This is a genomic window from candidate division KSB1 bacterium, assembly GCA_034506335.1.
Taxonomy (GTDB): Bacteria; Zhuqueibacterota; Zhuqueibacteria; order JANLFK01; family Oleimicrobiaceae; genus Oleimicrobium.
Genome location: JAPDPR010000041.1, coordinates 1 through 16,176 on the forward strand (window position 1 = coordinate 1; position 16,176 = coordinate 16,176).

The 16,176-nt window shown below is 58.2% G+C and carries 10 protein-coding genes and 1 tRNA gene; 9 read left to right on the forward strand and 2 right to left on the reverse strand.

The features are described 5' to 3' along the window. Positions 1-1,178: PAS domain-containing protein (locus ONB25_11450; GenBank protein MDZ7393498.1), on the reverse strand; the 1,178-nt coding region annotated here is incomplete at its 3' end. A gap of 551 nt (positions 1,179-1,729) precedes the next feature. Between ONB25_11450 and ONB25_11455 the strand changes: the two genes are divergently transcribed. From ONB25_11455 to ONB25_11465, 3 genes are all read left to right on the forward strand, one after another. Continuing rightward, positions 1,730-1,813 (forward strand) — tRNA-Leu (locus ONB25_11455). A gap of 757 nt (positions 1,814-2,570) precedes the next feature. After that, entirely contained in the window at positions 2,571-3,803 is a 1,233-nt protein-coding gene (locus tag ONB25_11460; protein ID MDZ7393499.1) for a HAMP domain-containing histidine kinase, read from the forward strand. A gap of 11 nt (positions 3,804-3,814) precedes the next feature. Further along, positions 3,815-5,200: a sigma-54 dependent transcriptional regulator gene (locus tag ONB25_11465; GenBank protein MDZ7393500.1), complete on the forward strand. Its 1,386-nt coding sequence runs from the start codon at positions 3,815-3,817 to the stop codon at positions 5,198-5,200. 54 nt (positions 5,201-5,254) lie between these two features. Here ONB25_11465 and ONB25_11470 read toward each other — a convergent pair whose 3' ends face one another. Next, positions 5,255-6,358: a uroporphyrinogen decarboxylase family protein gene (locus tag ONB25_11470; GenBank protein MDZ7393501.1), complete on the reverse strand. Its 1,104-nt coding sequence runs from the start codon at positions 6,356-6,358 to the stop codon at positions 5,255-5,257. A 316-nt stretch (positions 6,359-6,674) separates the two neighbouring features. Here ONB25_11470 and ONB25_11475 point away from each other — a divergent pair, with 316 nt between their 5' ends. From ONB25_11475 to ONB25_11500, 6 genes are all read left to right on the forward strand, one after another. After that, positions 6,675-8,522 carry a DUF3857 domain-containing protein gene (locus tag ONB25_11475; GenBank protein ID MDZ7393502.1) on the forward strand — a complete coding sequence of 616 codons (1,848 nt, stop codon included), beginning with the start codon at positions 6,675-6,677 and terminating at the stop codon, positions 8,520-8,522. Positions 8,523-8,963: 441 nt separating this feature from the next. Continuing rightward, the gene (locus ONB25_11480; protein ID MDZ7393503.1) at positions 8,964-9,704 is read left to right on the forward strand and encodes a MerR family transcriptional regulator; all 741 of its coding nucleotides are present in this window, start codon (positions 8,964-8,966) and stop codon (positions 9,702-9,704) included. 9 nt (positions 9,705-9,713) lie between these two features. Further along, entirely contained in the window at positions 9,714-11,153 is a 1,440-nt protein-coding gene (locus tag ONB25_11485; protein ID MDZ7393504.1) for a B12-binding domain-containing radical SAM protein, read from the forward strand. A gap of 194 nt (positions 11,154-11,347) precedes the next feature. Next, entirely contained in the window at positions 11,348-12,139 is a 792-nt protein-coding gene (locus ONB25_11490; GenBank protein MDZ7393505.1) for a class I SAM-dependent methyltransferase, read from the forward strand. Next, positions 12,136-13,275 carry a glycosyltransferase family 4 protein gene (locus tag ONB25_11495; GenBank protein ID MDZ7393506.1) on the forward strand — a complete coding sequence of 380 codons (1,140 nt, stop codon included), beginning with the start codon at positions 12,136-12,138 and terminating at the stop codon, positions 13,273-13,275. The genes ONB25_11490 and ONB25_11495 overlap by 4 nt, the downstream gene beginning before the upstream one ends. Continuing rightward, entirely contained in the window at positions 13,268-16,174 is a 2,907-nt protein-coding gene (locus tag ONB25_11500; GenBank protein MDZ7393507.1) for a DUF2723 domain-containing protein, read from the forward strand. The genes ONB25_11495 and ONB25_11500 overlap by 8 nt, the downstream gene beginning before the upstream one ends. Positions 16,175-16,176 lie beyond the last annotated feature (2 nt).

Sequence of the window (16,176 nt, forward strand, 5' to 3'; positions counted from 1 at the left end):
ACCAACGTGTGGTATTTTGCCTCGGTGTCCCGCAGAATTCGCTCTGTGTTTTTCTGGCTGCTCAGGTCCGCGATAACAACCAGGGACATCCGGCGGCCAGCGTGCTCTACGGGCGAAATAGTCACCAGGGCATCCATCTGTCGGCCATCGTGGCAGACAAGAACGCACTCGAATGCTTCGCGTTTTCCCTCGCGCCGCGCGAGGCGTTGCTTGCTCGCAAAGAGTTTTCTATCCTCTTGACGGACCGCCTTCAGCAATGAGAGCCCGTGTATGTCTCCTGGGGCTGGTACGTAGCCGAAAAGCATCTCAGAGGCCTTGTTCGCAAAAACTATCCTGTCGTCCTCGAGGAGGAGAGTGATATGGGGCAAAACCTCTGCCAAAGTGCGGAATTGTTGCTCGGAGTGGCGGAGAGCGGCCTCAGCCTTGCGCTGGGCGGTAACATCGGTGAGGAAGCCGACTACGCCGGAGAGTTGGCCAGTATCGTCGCGCAAAGCATACGCGCGTGCAACACACTCACCCTGGGAACCATCCTGGCGGCGGAATCTGCCCTCTTCAATAACGGCAAGACCGTTCGTCCTAAGGGTTTCCAGCACAGTCTCCCGTTCGGAGGGTCTGGCATACAGGGAAACCCCCTTCTTTCCCACAAGCGCCTGGGGTGTGCTGTACCCAAACATCCGCGCCGTAGCATCGTTGGCAAGTACCACCTTGCCTGTACGGTCGGTAACAAGAATGGCCTCGGATGCCATATCAAAGAGGGCGCGGTACATGTCTTCACAAACGGCGGTCCCAGTTGTCCCCACAGGGGGTGCATAGCGCTGATGACAGGTGCCCTGGATGCCGATGATCTGCTCCCTCTCTCGCACTGGCCAGGCGTGGACAACCACCGGCACGCAGTCGTCGCCCCTTCGGAGGAGGTCAAGCTGGATGGGGAGGTGTTCGCCGCCTCTCAACATTTGCTTGAAAGCCTCGTGGACGGCGTTCTTGTGTCGAGCAGAAACAAGTTGCTCCAGCGGGGTTCCAAGAAGTTCCTCGGTCCTGTAACCGAGCAGTGAGGCCAGCCACGGGTTGACGAAGCAAAACCGGCCTTTGCGATCCAGGGTGAAGATCCCCTCCTTAGCCTGCTCAGGGGCAAAGGAGGCCGCGCCTCCAAGACGGCTCGCGGTGCTGTTAATTGTCATAGGTTCAGTCCCTGCCTAGTCTGAGAAAATCCCTTCGAGCGTCTCCCCGGGCCATAGAGCCGATACGGGCGTGAGGACGGTACCCCATGGCGGTTCCCCCTGCCTTCAGGGGAGAGCGTGCTCGAGCCGGCGTCAAGGACTGGACAGCCACACCAACGAGTTGGTTTCGTAGGCAACTGGTCGTTTCTCCTCGTTTTGGGTGCTTGGTAGCAAAGACCGCGCTCCCGTTCCTCATGTCAGTGGTCCGCCTCGAACGGCGTCTAAGGGTGCCCTCATCGGGCAACGGGCCATCGAAGATAGTGACGAGCAATCTGCTTGGAGGGTTACCCTGTTGCCCTGGGCTCCCTCTTCGTTCACGCGACCTGCGTAAAATTAACACTTTCGGCAGGAAAAGTCAAGGCGATTTCCACCGCAGGAGGAAAAAGCCAGGGGGCGGTGCCCGGTGCGTACCACCCCCAGGAGCAGACGGCCAGTCTCGCACCTTAAGGTCAAACAAAGTGCTTGATTTTCCACTCCTGGATTAGTAAATTTGAACGAAGAGTGGGGGCTATGCCGAAGTGGTGAAACTGGCAGACGCGCACGGTTCAGGGCCGTGTGGGCTTACGCCCGTGGGGGTTCGACTCCCCCCTTCGGCACGCGGAGGGTAGCGGACGCTCGGTACTCGAGCGCCCGCTTTTTGTTTGCAATTGCCGCGAGCCGGATGAGAGTCACCACGGACAGCTTGGCCCATAGCTTCTTTGCTCGGGCCGGAGCTGCACACATGTGGAGTGCGGCTCTGTGTTGCAAAAAAACGACACATCCGCCCATTGAGGTTGCAAAAATGATACATCGCCCTAGGCCACTGATAACTGAGATTGCCTAAGTTGTTGTTTTAGCGAAATGATGCGCTAGTGCCGTTTGGCCCGCATATTGCAATCTTTGTCAGCGCGATGGCGGGGAACGCGGGCAGGAGGGGACGGACCGGACCAGAAAAAACTGGATTAGGGGACGTCGGAGCTATCGAGCTCAGTGAGGGCAGGGCGACGGCGGGCAATAAGGGGGGAGGCGGGTCCCTCAGCGCAGTGAGGACCCGCCTCTCGCTTTTTGAGGGAAACAAGTACCTCTTGCGCCGTTAGCCACGAGGTCAGTTGCCCACCTATCCTGTGGCATTCCCGCCGCCCCTATGGGGCTCCTGACCCGATGCCGCAATTTCCACTTGACTATTTCCCTTTGGTTGCGTATGTTCCGATGGGCCTAGCCTGTCAGCAGGCCGCCGGTTTTTCCCGCACGTCTGGGTCACTGGTCTATGAGCATCTCCAGAGTTTCCCAGGCGCAGGGGCTTCGCTTCGAACCCAATTCTTTGGCAGGCTGAAAGGGAGCAAGCTGAGCGGGCAGCACGCGAAGATGATTCCGATGGCAGATTGGCAGGTAGGGGGAAGCACCCTGGGAGCATGGGGCACGGGGTCCATTTTTTTCCTCCTGGGGGCTGCGCCATCGTGGATGTGGCCCGGTTCTACGGTGGCGTTCGCGCTCTTGGCGGCAGGAGCAGTGGCAGGTTACTACGTAGGGCGCGCGTGTCACCGGCGCGAGATAGCGCGACTGGTGGCCGGGTTTCCGTGCGCCGCACTTGTGCTCGACTGGCACGGCACGATCGTTCACTGCAACCGGGCCTCACTCCAGCGTATGGTGCCGGGAATCACCAATCCACAAGGGCTCGACTACCGGGAGGCTTTTCCGCCAGCGGTCGCAAAAGAGATCGGGGCTCTGCTGACCGAGACTGCGGCTGATGGTGGTCTGAAAACGGCAAGCGTAGACCATTTCATGGAGTTCTCCTCTGGCCAGGTGGGAAGGGTACGCGCCCTGACCCTTTCCGAGCGCCGCAGCGCACGATGCGCATACTTGGTCCTCATCGAGGACGCCACTGCGAGCGTGGAATTGCGGCGGGCACTTGATTGGGCGGCGCTCGCTCAGAATCTTGCCCACGAGATCAAGAATCCTCTGCACACCGTGCTGCTCACGCTGCAAAGGCTCCAGATTGCCTACCGGGAGTCACATGCCCGCGAAAGCCAGACCCTTGACCGCTACGTGAATTCGGCCATCGAGGAGATAGAAAGGTTGCGGGACATCGCCAACGGGTTTCTTCGCTTCACCAGTTTGAAGCCGTCGCGTGTGGCGGTTATGGGAGCCCGGGCCCTGGTTGAGGCCGTGGAGCGTCAAGTGCGGCAGTGGCTGCCGCAAACGATACAGCTGCTAGTGGAGTGCGAAGAAGGGTTGCCAGACGTTCGTGTGGACATGGAAGGCATGCAACGACTGTTTTTCAACCTTTTTGACAACGCTGTCCGCGCGATGAGAGGCAAGGGCCGCATTTTCTTCCGCGCTAGCCTCACCCACTGGCTGGTCGTGGGTGAACCAGCGCGCAAGGAGTTTGTCACCATTGAGGTTGCCGACACCGGCTGTGGCATTCCAGAGGAACTTCTAGGCCGTGTTTTTGAACCCTATGTGTCCGGAAGAAAAGGTGGCACTGGGCTCGGGTTAAGCATTTGTCGTCACATTGCCAAGGAACATGGCGGTCGCTTGAGCATCCAAAGTAAAGTCGGCGTGGGTACCACCGTTCGGCTGGAACTGCCCGTCTACAGAACGCAGTGACGCTCACCGCAATGCGAAAGGGACCTGCAGCGCACATTCTGGTGGTCGACGACGACCCCAAGCTGTTGGCCATCGTTGAGGATATCCTCATCCACGAAGGTTACAGAGTCTCTGTTGCAGCGAGCGCGGCTGAAGCACTCCGCCTCGCCGGCCAGGAAGATCCCGACCTGATTCTCCTCGACCTCTATATGCCGGGAGTGGACGGCACCGACTTACTGCGCCAGCTGGCGGCGATGGACAGCGCCCGTCCCATCATCGTAATTTCAGCCTACGGGGACATTCCCAAAGCGGTGGAAAGCATACAGCACGGTGCCAGTAACTTCTTGGAAAAACCCCTCCAGCTTCCGGTTCTCTTGCACCACGTTGAGGAGCAATTGCGCAGGGGAGAGGCCCTCCGCAAAACGGCCGCAAGTGCCGCGCAGTACTACGAGCGCTATGGCATGATCGGCACCAGCCAGCAAATGCGCATAGTCTATAGCCTCATTGACCGCGTGGCACCGAGCGACGCCACAGTTCTCATTGTGGGAGAGACGGGCACCGGCAAAGAATTGGCTGCCAACGCCATCCACCGTCTCAGCAGGCGAGCTCACGGCCGGTTTGTTGTTGTCAACTGCTCTGCGTTTCCGGAGACCCTCCTTGAAAGCCAGCTTTTCGGACACAAGAAGGGAGCCTTTACGGGAGCGGTGCGCGACTACGATGGTCTCTTCGTCTATGCAAACGGTGGGACGTTGTTCCTTGACGAGATCAGCAGCATGAGTGCAGGCGCTCAGGCCAAGGTGCTGCGTGCCTTGGAGACGGGCGATGTCCAGCCGGTGGGCAGCGAGTCGGTTCGCCAGGTCGACGTCCGCGTACTGGTCGCCAGCAATCGGAATCTTGAGGAAGAAGTAAGAGCGGGACGGTTTCGCGAAGACCTCTTTTACCGACTCAACGTGGTGCGCATCCAGTTGCCACCGCTTCGAGAACGGAAAGAAGACATCCCCTTGTTGGTGGATCACTTCGTGGGGCAGTTTTGTACCGAGTTGCATAAGCCCAAATTGCACTTTACCCCGGCTGCGATGCGGGCGATGGTGGGTGCCTACTGGAGTGGCAATGTGAGGGAGCTACGCAACTTCTTGGAGCGGCTCGTGCTCTTGGCCGATGGCGACGTGGTGGACATCTCCCAGGTGCTACGTGCGCTTGGCTCGGACCAAGAAAATGGAGGACTTGGTTACGTTGGTTTGTCTCTCCGCGAGGCGAGAAGGAAGTTCGAACGGGATCTTATCAGGGCCACACTCATCGCCAATGGGTGGAGTATCAATGCGGCCGCCAGGGAATTGGGTATTGAACGGACCAACCTTTATCGCAAGATGCGGCAGCTGGGTATCGATCAGGAGTTTCACGGAGAGCAAAGTATGTGAGCGGAGGCGACGGTAGGAGGCGTCCGTTCCCCGCGCTCGAACGCTGAGGCACACTTACTGCCGATGAGCACCCAGAGCAAGCAAGGCCTTTTTCCGCTCCAGGTAGTAGAGGTAGTTCTGCAAGGAAACGTCCGGTGGCACGCGGTGGTCGATGGTGGGAATGTAGCCCCCTTGCGCGACGAGCGGGACCAGGCTCGCGAGTTCTCGGTCGATGGCGGAAGGCCCAGCGATGAGCGCCAGTTTGTTCACACCCCCGATCAAGCGAACCCTGTCGCCAAACTGCTCACGGAGGAGCATAGGCGAGGTGTGAAGCGCTTCAATGGGGAACATCACATCGATCCCTGCCTCGAGCCACCCTGGGACCAACTCGTAGATTTTGCCGTCGCAGTCCACTGCGCTGTGCCTGATTCCGTGGGCTTGCAGTTCCTGGGTGACCTCGCGATAACGAGGAATCATCAGTTGGGAGAAGAGGCGGGGCGAAAGAAGAGGGCCGTGGTTGTAGCACATATCTTCCCACCACCAGGCGATGTCTATCGCCATGTCGGCAGTAATGTGGGTGCGCACCAGGTGAATGGTCAGGTGGACCAAATGGTCCATCATCGAAGCAACCCATGCGGGTTCTTCCAGAAGGGCGATGCTCAGGTTTTCCACGCCCATCCAGTTGCGCAGCCAGCCATAAAGCGAACCGGCATCGAAACGCACGGGCATGCCTTGTTGGTGCCTGGCATGTACGAACTCAACTAGTGAGCCGGTGACGCGGTCCTCACGGGTCCAGTCCAGACGCTCGCGCCGAAACACTTCCCAGTCGCGCTTGGAGGCAATCGGAAAGCGCAGGTAGCGAGGGATGCTCTCCCCTTCAGCCAGTTGCTCGTAAATGACGCCGTTCTCATCCTGGACGATCTTTCGTCCTCCACCTTCGGAGAGAACGTGGCGAGGAAACGGAGGCCAAAGCCCATTGATCACTGGCACGAACTCAAGGGTCTCAATGCCTTCCAGACCGAAATACGATTCCACCTCCTGGGGGCTAATGAGATGGCGCGGCAGTCCTTCTGCGTGCCAACGGCGAATGGTCTCCTCCCAGTAACCGAATTCAAAGTTGGGAAGCCGGTCCAGTGGAGCATAGTCCAAGGCTGCCAGCAGCCGGTGACGGGTATCCATGGGTGCACGCTCCCTCGGGGCTAGGCGCAAGCATGTGACAGGGCTGTTGCTGCGCTCTCTAAATGTAGCAAACGATATGAGGAAAGACAAGGACTTCTTAGCCAACGGAATGGCTGTCGGGGCGGGTAGCAGTTGCTGGCTCGGAGTCATCGCGTCTGGTGCGGTTGAGGCCGTGGATCGAGACGCACGGTGTCATGCGCAAGCCGGACTGCCTCCGAGCGGCATGGGGTTTCTGGCACTTTTGGCGAACGGAATCCTGCTTGGTGCAATAATGGCCCTCGTAGGCTGTTCACGGAATTCGGAGTGGGCTCGCACGGTGGACTGGCGAGACCTGGCGTTGGCTAAGCTTCCGGAAGCCAAGGACTATCCCGACGCAGAAGCAGTGGTGGTACTAGATGAAGGCAGAGTCGAGGTGTCCGGCGAATGGCAGATGGGTTTCACCCTCTTTGAGCGCCGCCGGGTCGTAAGGATATTCACTCGCCGGGGCGAACGCTTTGCCAACGTGGTCGTGCCGTACAGCGCCGACAGTCATGTGGAGATGCTGCAGGCGCGGGCAATCTCCCCTGAAGGGCACATTTCGGTTGTGGAGCCTAAGCGAATCTACGACGTCACTCTTTATCCCAGCTTCATTTTCTACTCTGACCAACGGGCTAAGCTTTTCGCCGTGCCGGGCATTGAACCGGGTTCGGTGGTCGAGTACAAATATCGGGTTCGCATTCCCACGCGGAGTTTCTGGCACTCATGGACATTTCAGGAGGACATCCCGGTGGTCAAATCAAGTTTTAGAGTCCTTGCTCCTGGCGAATGGAAGGTGAACTACCGGGTCCATGGCCTTGAGGTTCGGCCGCGTGTGACCAAGGCTCCTGCGGGTTTCAAGGCAGAGTACGTGTGGGAAGTGACGGACGTCCCTGCTGTGGTCCGGGAGTTATCGATGCCTCCTCCACGGGAAAGCTATGCGCGGCTCGAGCTGGCTCCCGTGGGCATGACGACCTGGAACGATGTAGCCGCCTGGTACAATGCGTTGGTCGAACCCCAGAGCAAAGTGAGCAAGGAAATCTCTCGCAAGGCCCGCGAGGTAGTGGGTGATGCCAGCACCGAGTGGGAGAAGATGAAACGATTGGCTATGTGGGTGAGGGATAACATCCGCTACTTGGCTGTGGAGATCGGGATCGGTGGGTACCAACCCCACCCGGCAGCCGAGGTGCTCGCAAATCGCTATGGGGACTGTAAAGACGTTGCCACTCTTCTGTGCGCAATGGCCTCGGCAGTCGGCATTGAAACGGAGCAGGTGCTAGTGAGCACTTGGCAAAACGGCGTGCCGGACACCTCTTTGCCTTCGCCCTTCCATTTCAATCACGCGATGGTGTTCTGGCCGGCCGCCCCCGACAGCGGTCTGTGGATCGATCCAACCGACAAAGGGACTCCATTTGGTGAATTGCCCTGGTACGATCAAGGGGTCTTTGTGCTTCGTGTGAAAAGGGACGGGACAGGCGGGGTGGTGCGGACACCGAGGCGCCATCCGGCTGCGAATCGTACTGCCGTGCGCTGGTATGCACGGATGCAAGAACAGGGAGCTGCAGAGGTACACGGGACCACCGTGCTGCGAGGCGCACCTGCTGCAGAGCTTCGCAAGGAGTTAGCAAACCTTAGTGCCACGGAAAGGGCACGCTGGCTGGAGTGGGACCTGGCCAGTCGCTGCCCAGGAATCAAACTAGCTGCTTGGGAAGTGCAAGGAATGGAGCCGGAGGCGGACTCGGTAAAGCTGACCTATGACTTTGGCTCCCCGGGCTTTGCGGTGAGGACCGGTGCTGTACTCGGACTTCGCCCTGCGCAGTTCTCGCTTCTTGAGCTACCGAGCCTGTTCCGGTCACCAGAAAGAAGGTTTCCGATTCGTTTTCGATTCGGTGTGACGCAAGAGTTCACGCTCCACCTCACTTTGCCACAAGGCTACCGGCTGCTTTCGCAGGCCCTTTCCGACTCCTTGCGCAGTGAGCACGGAGCAGCCACCTGGTCATGGTTCCCCACCACCGACGGGCTTTTCGCTCGGATCGAATACCGTCTCACCGGTGCGGAGGTTTCGCCCACGCAGTATCCCGCCTTTCGTGCCTTCCTTGACAGCGTACAGGTGCGAGACCTGCGCGAAGTGCACATAGGAAAAAGGTAATTCGCTGAAACAATTCGTCGCTCAATCTGCTCTCGGTGGCCGAACCAACATCCGGCGGCAACGTGGACGGTTTGCATCCCCTTGTTTCCCGAGCTGTGTGTGTCAGAAATGATGATCGATTCAGAGGCTTTTGGCAATTTGGCAGTGGCTTGCCTCTTTTCCACCCGACAGCGGCTCCCTCAGCATGAGAAGATCCCCCCGTCCCCGTTAGGGGGAATAGTGAGGGTGCGCGGCGCCGCATGGGGCCTGTTCCGACCTGTGCGGCATGAGTGTGAATCCGGGACACGCCCCTGAAGGGCCGCCTTCCGCCGCGGGTCCGCACAAGAAGCCGAAAAAAAATCTGCGTCGCCCGAGAAAAGAGCTTGACAGAGTCGAAAAAAAGGCCTACATTCCTACACGTTCGCTGATAGGTCTGGGAGAACAATACGTAAACGGACAGATATGAAGGCTCACGTGTACCAACGGCAGGAATTTATTACTCTCCTCTCCATTACGGAGGAGGAGCTTGCGGAGTGGGAACGTTTAGGGCTCGTTCGTCACTTAGGGCGCATTGACAATCAGATACCATTCTACACAGAGGCACACGTCAACCAGGCACGACAGATTCAGCAGTTGCAGAGGCTGGGCTATGACTTGCAGGCCATTCAGAAGATCGTGCGGAAGGTGGGACTGCCGGCGCAAGGTGCCACTGGCTCCGCTCGGCAGGTGACTGATTTTCTCACCGTGGGAGAGCTGGCAGAGCAGGCGGGTGTTAATGCCCGCACTATCAAATACTGGGAGGAGCGCGGCATCCTCCAGCCAGACGCGCGGAGCACAGGTGGATTTCGGCTCTATTCACGCGTCTACGTGTACCTGTGCAATCTGATCAAGGACCTGCAAAACTTCGGGTATTCCCTCGAGGAGATCAAAGAGATTTCGGACCTCTTCCGCGACTTCTTGGCCATAAGCGAAGGCGCCGCTACCTACACGCGCGAAGAGACAAGGCAGCGCCTGGAATTAATGCAGCAGCGGATGGCTTCTTTGCAAGAGCGGATCTCAGCCCTCAAGCAAGGGATCAAGAGGTGGGAGGATCTGCTGCGCAAAAAGGGAAAGGAGGTGTCGCAACTTCTTAGCCGATTCAGCGACGGCTCCGGCAAACCCGGCGCCGAGAGTCAGAGAAAGTCCAGCGAAACATTGAGGTAGTACGTCATCATGGCAAAACTAGTCCTGATCGAGCCGAAGGCGCCGAACCTTCACATCTTCACCCGCTTCCCTCTGCCAAGACTCGGGACCATTATCTTGGCGACCATCGCCCGCCAGAAGGGGTGGGACGCACATGTTTTCGTCGAGGAACAGGGAGCAATCGACTGGCAGGAGGTCGCCCAGGCCGACCTCGTCGGGGTATCTACCGTCACGTCAACCGCCCCGCGCGCTTATGCTATTGCAGACCGAGTGAGGAGCAAAGGCATTCCGGTTGTTCTCGGAGGGCCACATGTCACCTACATGCCGGAGGAAGCAATAACCCACGCCGACTATGTGCTGCGGGGTGAGGCAGAATCCTCCTTCCCGTTGTTTCTGGAAGCGCTAACCGGGCAGCGCCCTCTGGAAGAGGTGCCAAACCTTGTGTACCGCAAAGACGGCACATGGCAGCGCACCACGGTGGCTGCTCCTCCTGTAGTGCTGGATGAGATTCCTTTTCCTGATTTCTCTTTGGTAAGGGGAAAGCAGCGGACTATTGGGCGCAAGAGGATTATCCCGGTCCAGACTTCGCGTGGGTGTCCTTACAACTGTTCATTCTGCTCTGTGACCGGCATGTTCGGCCGCAAGTATCGGTTCCGCTCCACCGAGAACGTAATCGCCGAGTTGCGGCGGTATGACGCCCCTAATAATTTTGTCTTTTTTTACGACGACAACTTCGCTGCGAACCCCAAACGCACGCGACGGTTGTTGGAGGCGATGTGCGCGGAGGGGTTTAGGTTCAAGTGGTCCACCCAGGTACGGGCTGATCTCACCAAAGACGAGGACTTGGTGCGTCTGATGCGGCGCGCTGGTTGCCACACGGTATTCGTCGGCTTTGAGACGGTGAACCCTGCCAGTCTGCAGGCCACAGGCAAGCATCAGACGGTCAAAGAAATGGAACATGCCACTCGCATATTCCGGCGGCATCGCATCAACGTGCATGGGATGTTCATCCTTGGTCTGGACGACGACACATTTGCCTCGGTCAAAGCTACGGTGGCCTTCGCCAAGAAGCACCGCCTTGCCTCAGCGCAGTTCCTGATTCTGACTCCATTGCCGGGCAGCCAGTGCTTTGAGCAGTTGCGGGCAGAAGGGCGCATCGCCTTCACCGACTGGAGCCTTTACGACGCGCACCATGTTGTGTTTGAGCCGCGAGGCTTTTCGCTGTGGGAATTACAGATGGCGCAAATCTGGGCGCACCAGCGCTTTTATTCAATCACGACCTTGGTGCGGAGGCTGCTGAGTCTTCGTCTAGAAGAGGTGGCAATCGCGCACTACGCACGACGCCTCAATGCCGTCTGGCGCAAGAAGAACAGTCTTTACCTGCGTTTGTTGTCCCTCCTGAAGGCAAAGACTGGGGGACGCATCAAAGCGGAGTTCTGGCAGGACGTGGCCGTGGATCTGCCTTCATAGCTACCCGTTCTGCGCTGGCAACGTCAGGGGCTTCAAGGATTTTGAAGCCCCTTTTTCATTTGGCCCCAGTTTGCGGTGCAGGGGCGCGACTGGTGCGCGTGGGTCACCCCATTCTTGCTAGCCGAAGAATACCTTCCGGCAAGTGTTTCACCTTGACTAATTGGAGTTTTTTTTCTACTTTTCCCATCAGTCACATGGCGACAGGCGCAGTCGAAAAGCGATCGCGGCGTGCCCACTGGGAACAGTTCTGGGCAGAAAGAGGAGAGGCTACAGCCTACTATTCGAACGCGGACCGGGTGGTAGAGCAGATTGCCCGTGCGGTCTCTCTCCGAGGAATCCGGGCTCTGGAAGTGGGTGCAGGCACGGGGCGGGATGGGCTGAGGCTGGCACAACGCGGCGCACGCGTCATACTGTTGGATTACGCCCAGCAAGCCGCGGAGATGATGAAGCGCCAAGCACGCGTGACTCGTGGCGTGCACGTCGTACGCGCCGACGCCTGCGCGATGCCCATCCGCGACAAGACCCTGGACGTGGTCTTCCACCAGGGATTGCTGGAACACTTTGCTGACCCCAAGCCGTTGCTGCGAGAGAATGTGCGCGTGGTGCGTCCCGGGGGCATTGTTGTGGTGGACGTACCCCAACGGTACCACATCTACACAGTGCTAAAGCATATCCTGATGGCCCTCGGCAAGTGGTTCGCAGGATGGGAGACAGAGTTCTCTGTTCGCCAATTGAAAAGACTGATGGAACGCAGCGGACTTGAAGTACTCTGGGTCTACGGTGACTACATGCGTCCCAGCCTTTTCTATCGTATGCTCCGTGAGCTATTCCGGCGTGTTGGCATTCGTTTGCCTATGTACCCGCCGATGTGCAAGCCGGTGCAGTCCCTCCGCGCGCGGGTGCGCCGTGCAGTCCTTCGGAGGCCTCTGTGGCTGAATACCTGCATGGACATCGGGGTTGTGGCGCGGCGTCCGGAGGGTCGGTGAGGTTGCGAATCCTCCTCATTAACTGGCAGGATATTCGTCACCCCTCACATGGAGGAGCTGAGGTCCACGCCCACGAGATCCTCAGACGCATGGCTGCTGCTGGGCACGAGGTCACTCAGGTGAGCTGTGCCTTCCACGGCGGTGCTCGCGAAGAGGTCATAGACGGCGTGCGAATTTTTCGCAGGGGGCCAAGGCCTGTGTTTAACTACTTGGTGCCCTTTCTGTATAGGACCCTCAAGGACAGGGAAGCGTTTGACATAGTGTTGGAAGACATCAACAAGATCCCGTTCTATACACCGCTGTACGTGCGGCGGCCGGTCGTGGCTATTGTGCATCACTTGTTTGGTTCTGCGATCCGGCTCGAGACCGGCCGGTTGGCTGCTGCCTACGTCCAGGTTGCTGAGAAGCTGGTCCCCCGGGTTTACCGTGACACGCGCTTCGTCGCCGTGTCCGCCAGCACACAGCGGGAACTTGCCAGTCTTGGTCTGCGTTGTAGCAGCGAAGATATTGCCTATAACGCAGTGGACCATGAGGTATGTTACCCTCGACCAGAACTGAAGTCGCAGCGAGCTACGGTGGGTTATCTGGGGCGGATCAAGCGCTACAAGTGCCTTGACCACCTTCTGCTGGCGTTGCCGATGATACAGCGGGCGATTCCTGAGGTGCGGTTGCTGGTAGTTGGCGAGGGGGATGACCGCCCCAGGCTGGAGGCGATGGCCCGAGAGATGGGCATTTCCGAGCGGGTGCAGTTCACGGGCCAGGTGACCGAGCAACAAAAGGCGGAACTGTTGAACCAGATGTGGGTGATGGTGAACCCCTCTGCGAAGGAAGGGTGGGGAATCACCGTGCTGGAGGCAAGTGCCTGCGGAGTGCCAGTTGTGGCCGCGGACTCCCCAGGGCTTCGGGATTCTGTTGTCCATGGACGGACAGGACTGCTATATCCTTGGGGGGACCTTAAGGGACTGACCGAGTGCGTGTGTAGTGTGCTCAAGAACAAACAGCTTCGCGAGCGGTTAGGACAAGCCGGACATCTTTGGGCCCAGCGATTTTCCTGGGAGTCTTCTGTTTCGCGCCTGATGGAGATCATCGAGCAGGAAATGACTCGTTCACTCCGTGGAGGAAACCTTCATGAATGACCACCGCAAGATGAATGCGCTGGTGGGCGGCGTGGTGGCCTTGGTGGCGTTTCTGACCTACCTCCGTACCATCGCTCCCACGGTGTCTTTCTGGGATTGTGGGGAGTTTATTGCCTGTTCCTACATTCTTGGCGTGCCCCATCCGCCTGGCGCGCCGCTTTACATTTTGCTGGGTCGAATATTTTCCATGGTTCCTTTCGCCAGGGACATTGCCTTCAGGGTGAATCTAATCTCGGCCATTGCCAGCGCCTTTACGGTTCTGTTCCTCTACTTGATCATCGTGCGGCTGATCGTTTTGTGGCGCGGTGTGCCTCAAAGCAAGCTCGACAGGCTTCTCCTCTACAGCAGCGGGGCAATTGGGGCGCTTGCTTATGCATTCACCGATTCATTCTGGTTCAATGCCGTGGAGTCAGAGGTCTACGCCGTCAGCATGCTCTTCACCGCGGCAGTGGTCTGGCTAGCCATGAGGTGGATGGAACACGCCGATGACCCACGCAGTGACCGCTATGTGCTGATGATTGCCTACTGCGTGGGATTGGCAATTGGCGTACACTTGCTCAACATCTTGGCCCTTCCTTTCGTCTTCCTCATATTCTACTTTCGGAGGTTCAAGCCTGCTTCCTTCCAGGAAATGCTCCTCCACCTGGTCGTAGCGGCGGCAATTCTGGGGGCCTGTGCTTTCGTCGGGATGGTCTTCAAGTTCGTTTACGTTGGGCTGGCGCTCTACCTGGTGGGGCACTACTTTTACGCACGCGGCAAAATCAGCGAAGCGGGCAAGCGGTATGCACATCTTGCTCTCACCCTTGGCGTGGGCACCTCTGTGTTTGTGGCCATCTACCCCGGCGTCATCAAGGGCATTCCCTACCTGGCCCAAAAGACCTCGATGGAAGCCCTCTTGATTTTCATCCTCCTCCTTCTTATTGCTGGAGTGGTGGCAGTAAATGAGCGACGCCGGTGGCTCTCTGTATCGCTGTTGTCGCTTTTTCTCATCGTGCTCGGCTATTCCACCTACACGGCGCTGTACATTAGGTCCAACCTCGATCCCGCAATCGACGAAAACGACCCAGAGACGGCTGCGGGAATGGTACGCTACCTGAATCGAGAACAGTATGGCACATGGGGTATCCTCCCGCGCAGGTTTCCCAACCTCCCGTATGAATGGGAATTCAGGCAGCGGTACCCCGGCGAGAACTATAAGTTGCACCAGTTCGGCAGACAGATCAGCTTCTTCTGGAACTATCAACTCAAGAAAATGTACTGGCGCTATTTCGGCTGGCAGTTCATAGGCAAGGGGAACACCCTCGGCAGCGATGGGTACATTGTGGAGACCATTTCGCTGAGAGGTTTATATGCGTTACCCTTCCTCATCGGGCTGTTTGGGATGGTTCACCACTTTTTCAGGGACTGGAAGCGAGCCCTGGCGGTGCTGGTGCTGTTCATAATGACTGGGGTGGCGATCGTGGTCTACCTAAACCAGGAGGACCCCCAGCCGCGCGAGCGAGACTATGTCTATGTGGGCTCGTTTTTCGCGTTCGCCATGTGGATCGGAGTGGGGGTCTCGGCCATTCTGGAGTGGGTTGCCGAGGCCCTGAGGCAACGCAGGATGCGAGAGTTGGCTGTCGCCGGCACAGCGCTGCTTCTTCTGGTGGCGGGGCCGATCAACCTCTTCGCCTTCAACTTCCACTCCCATGACCGCACCGGTGACTACGTCCCGTACGATTATTCCTACAACCTGTTGCAGACGTGTGAGCAGAACGCTATCGTCTTCACCAATGGCGACAACGACACCTTCCCGCTGTGGTTCTTGCAGGAGGTGGAGGGTATTCGCAAAGATGTGCGGGTGGTGAACCTCAGCCTGCTCAATACCGATTGGTACATCAAACAGCTGCGGGACCAGGAGCCTCGTGTCCCAATACGCATGAGTGACAGTCAGATCGAAACTCTGCGCCCGATGAGCATGCTGGAGTTGCTCGCTATGAGTGGGCAAATGGGTGACGAGGACCTGGAAAGGCTGCGGCGCAACCCGCCCAGAAAGGTAAAGGTGAGCATCCCTGTGCCGCCGGAAGCGTACGAAAGGGACAGGGCCGAGCTTGGTGAGTGGGCCCCACCGAGCTCCAGCGGAGAGGTGGATCGGATAACCTTCGAAGTTCTACCTACGCTAATGGGACAAGGTATTCGCGTCCAAGACTACATGGTGCTACGGATCCTCTATGACAACCAGTGGCGTAGGCCCGTCTACTTCGCGGTGACGGTCTCCAACGACAACAAGCTGAACCTGTTCAAATACCTGAGGATGGATGGACTGGGCTTCAGGGTGGTCAGCGTGCCAGGCGATTACCAGGTTGCTGTGGACCGGCTGCGCAAGAACTTGTTCGAGGTCTTTCGCTACCGAAGCCTGCAGGATCCATCCGTCTATTTCACTGATAACGTGAAGGGTCTTCTGCAGAACTATCGAGCCGCCTTCTTGCGTTTGGCCACCGAATATGCGCGTGCCCAGCGCTACCCGGACATGGTGGCGACACTGGAGAAGATGGAGGAGGTGATGCCTGAGGCGGTCATCCCCATCTTGGATGTGAATGCACAGTTGGAGGTCGCCAAGCTCTACTACCTTGGTGGTCGCAAGGAAGAGTGCGAGAGGCGTCTGAAGAAGCTGGTGGCAGATAATCCCGATTTCGGCATGGCGCACGGTTGGCTGGTCAACCTGTATGAGCAGGAGGGGCGTTACACCGAGGCCGCCGACGTCCTTGCGCGCTGGCAGGATAAGCATCCGGGTGACAGGGAGATAGAAGCCAAGATCAAGGAGCTCCGCCAGAAAGCCGGAGCTGGTCGCGCAGATACAACGACTGAGAGAGGGGCTAAAGAGCCAGGAGGTGTGACCCAACCCGAGAATAGAGGGTGAGG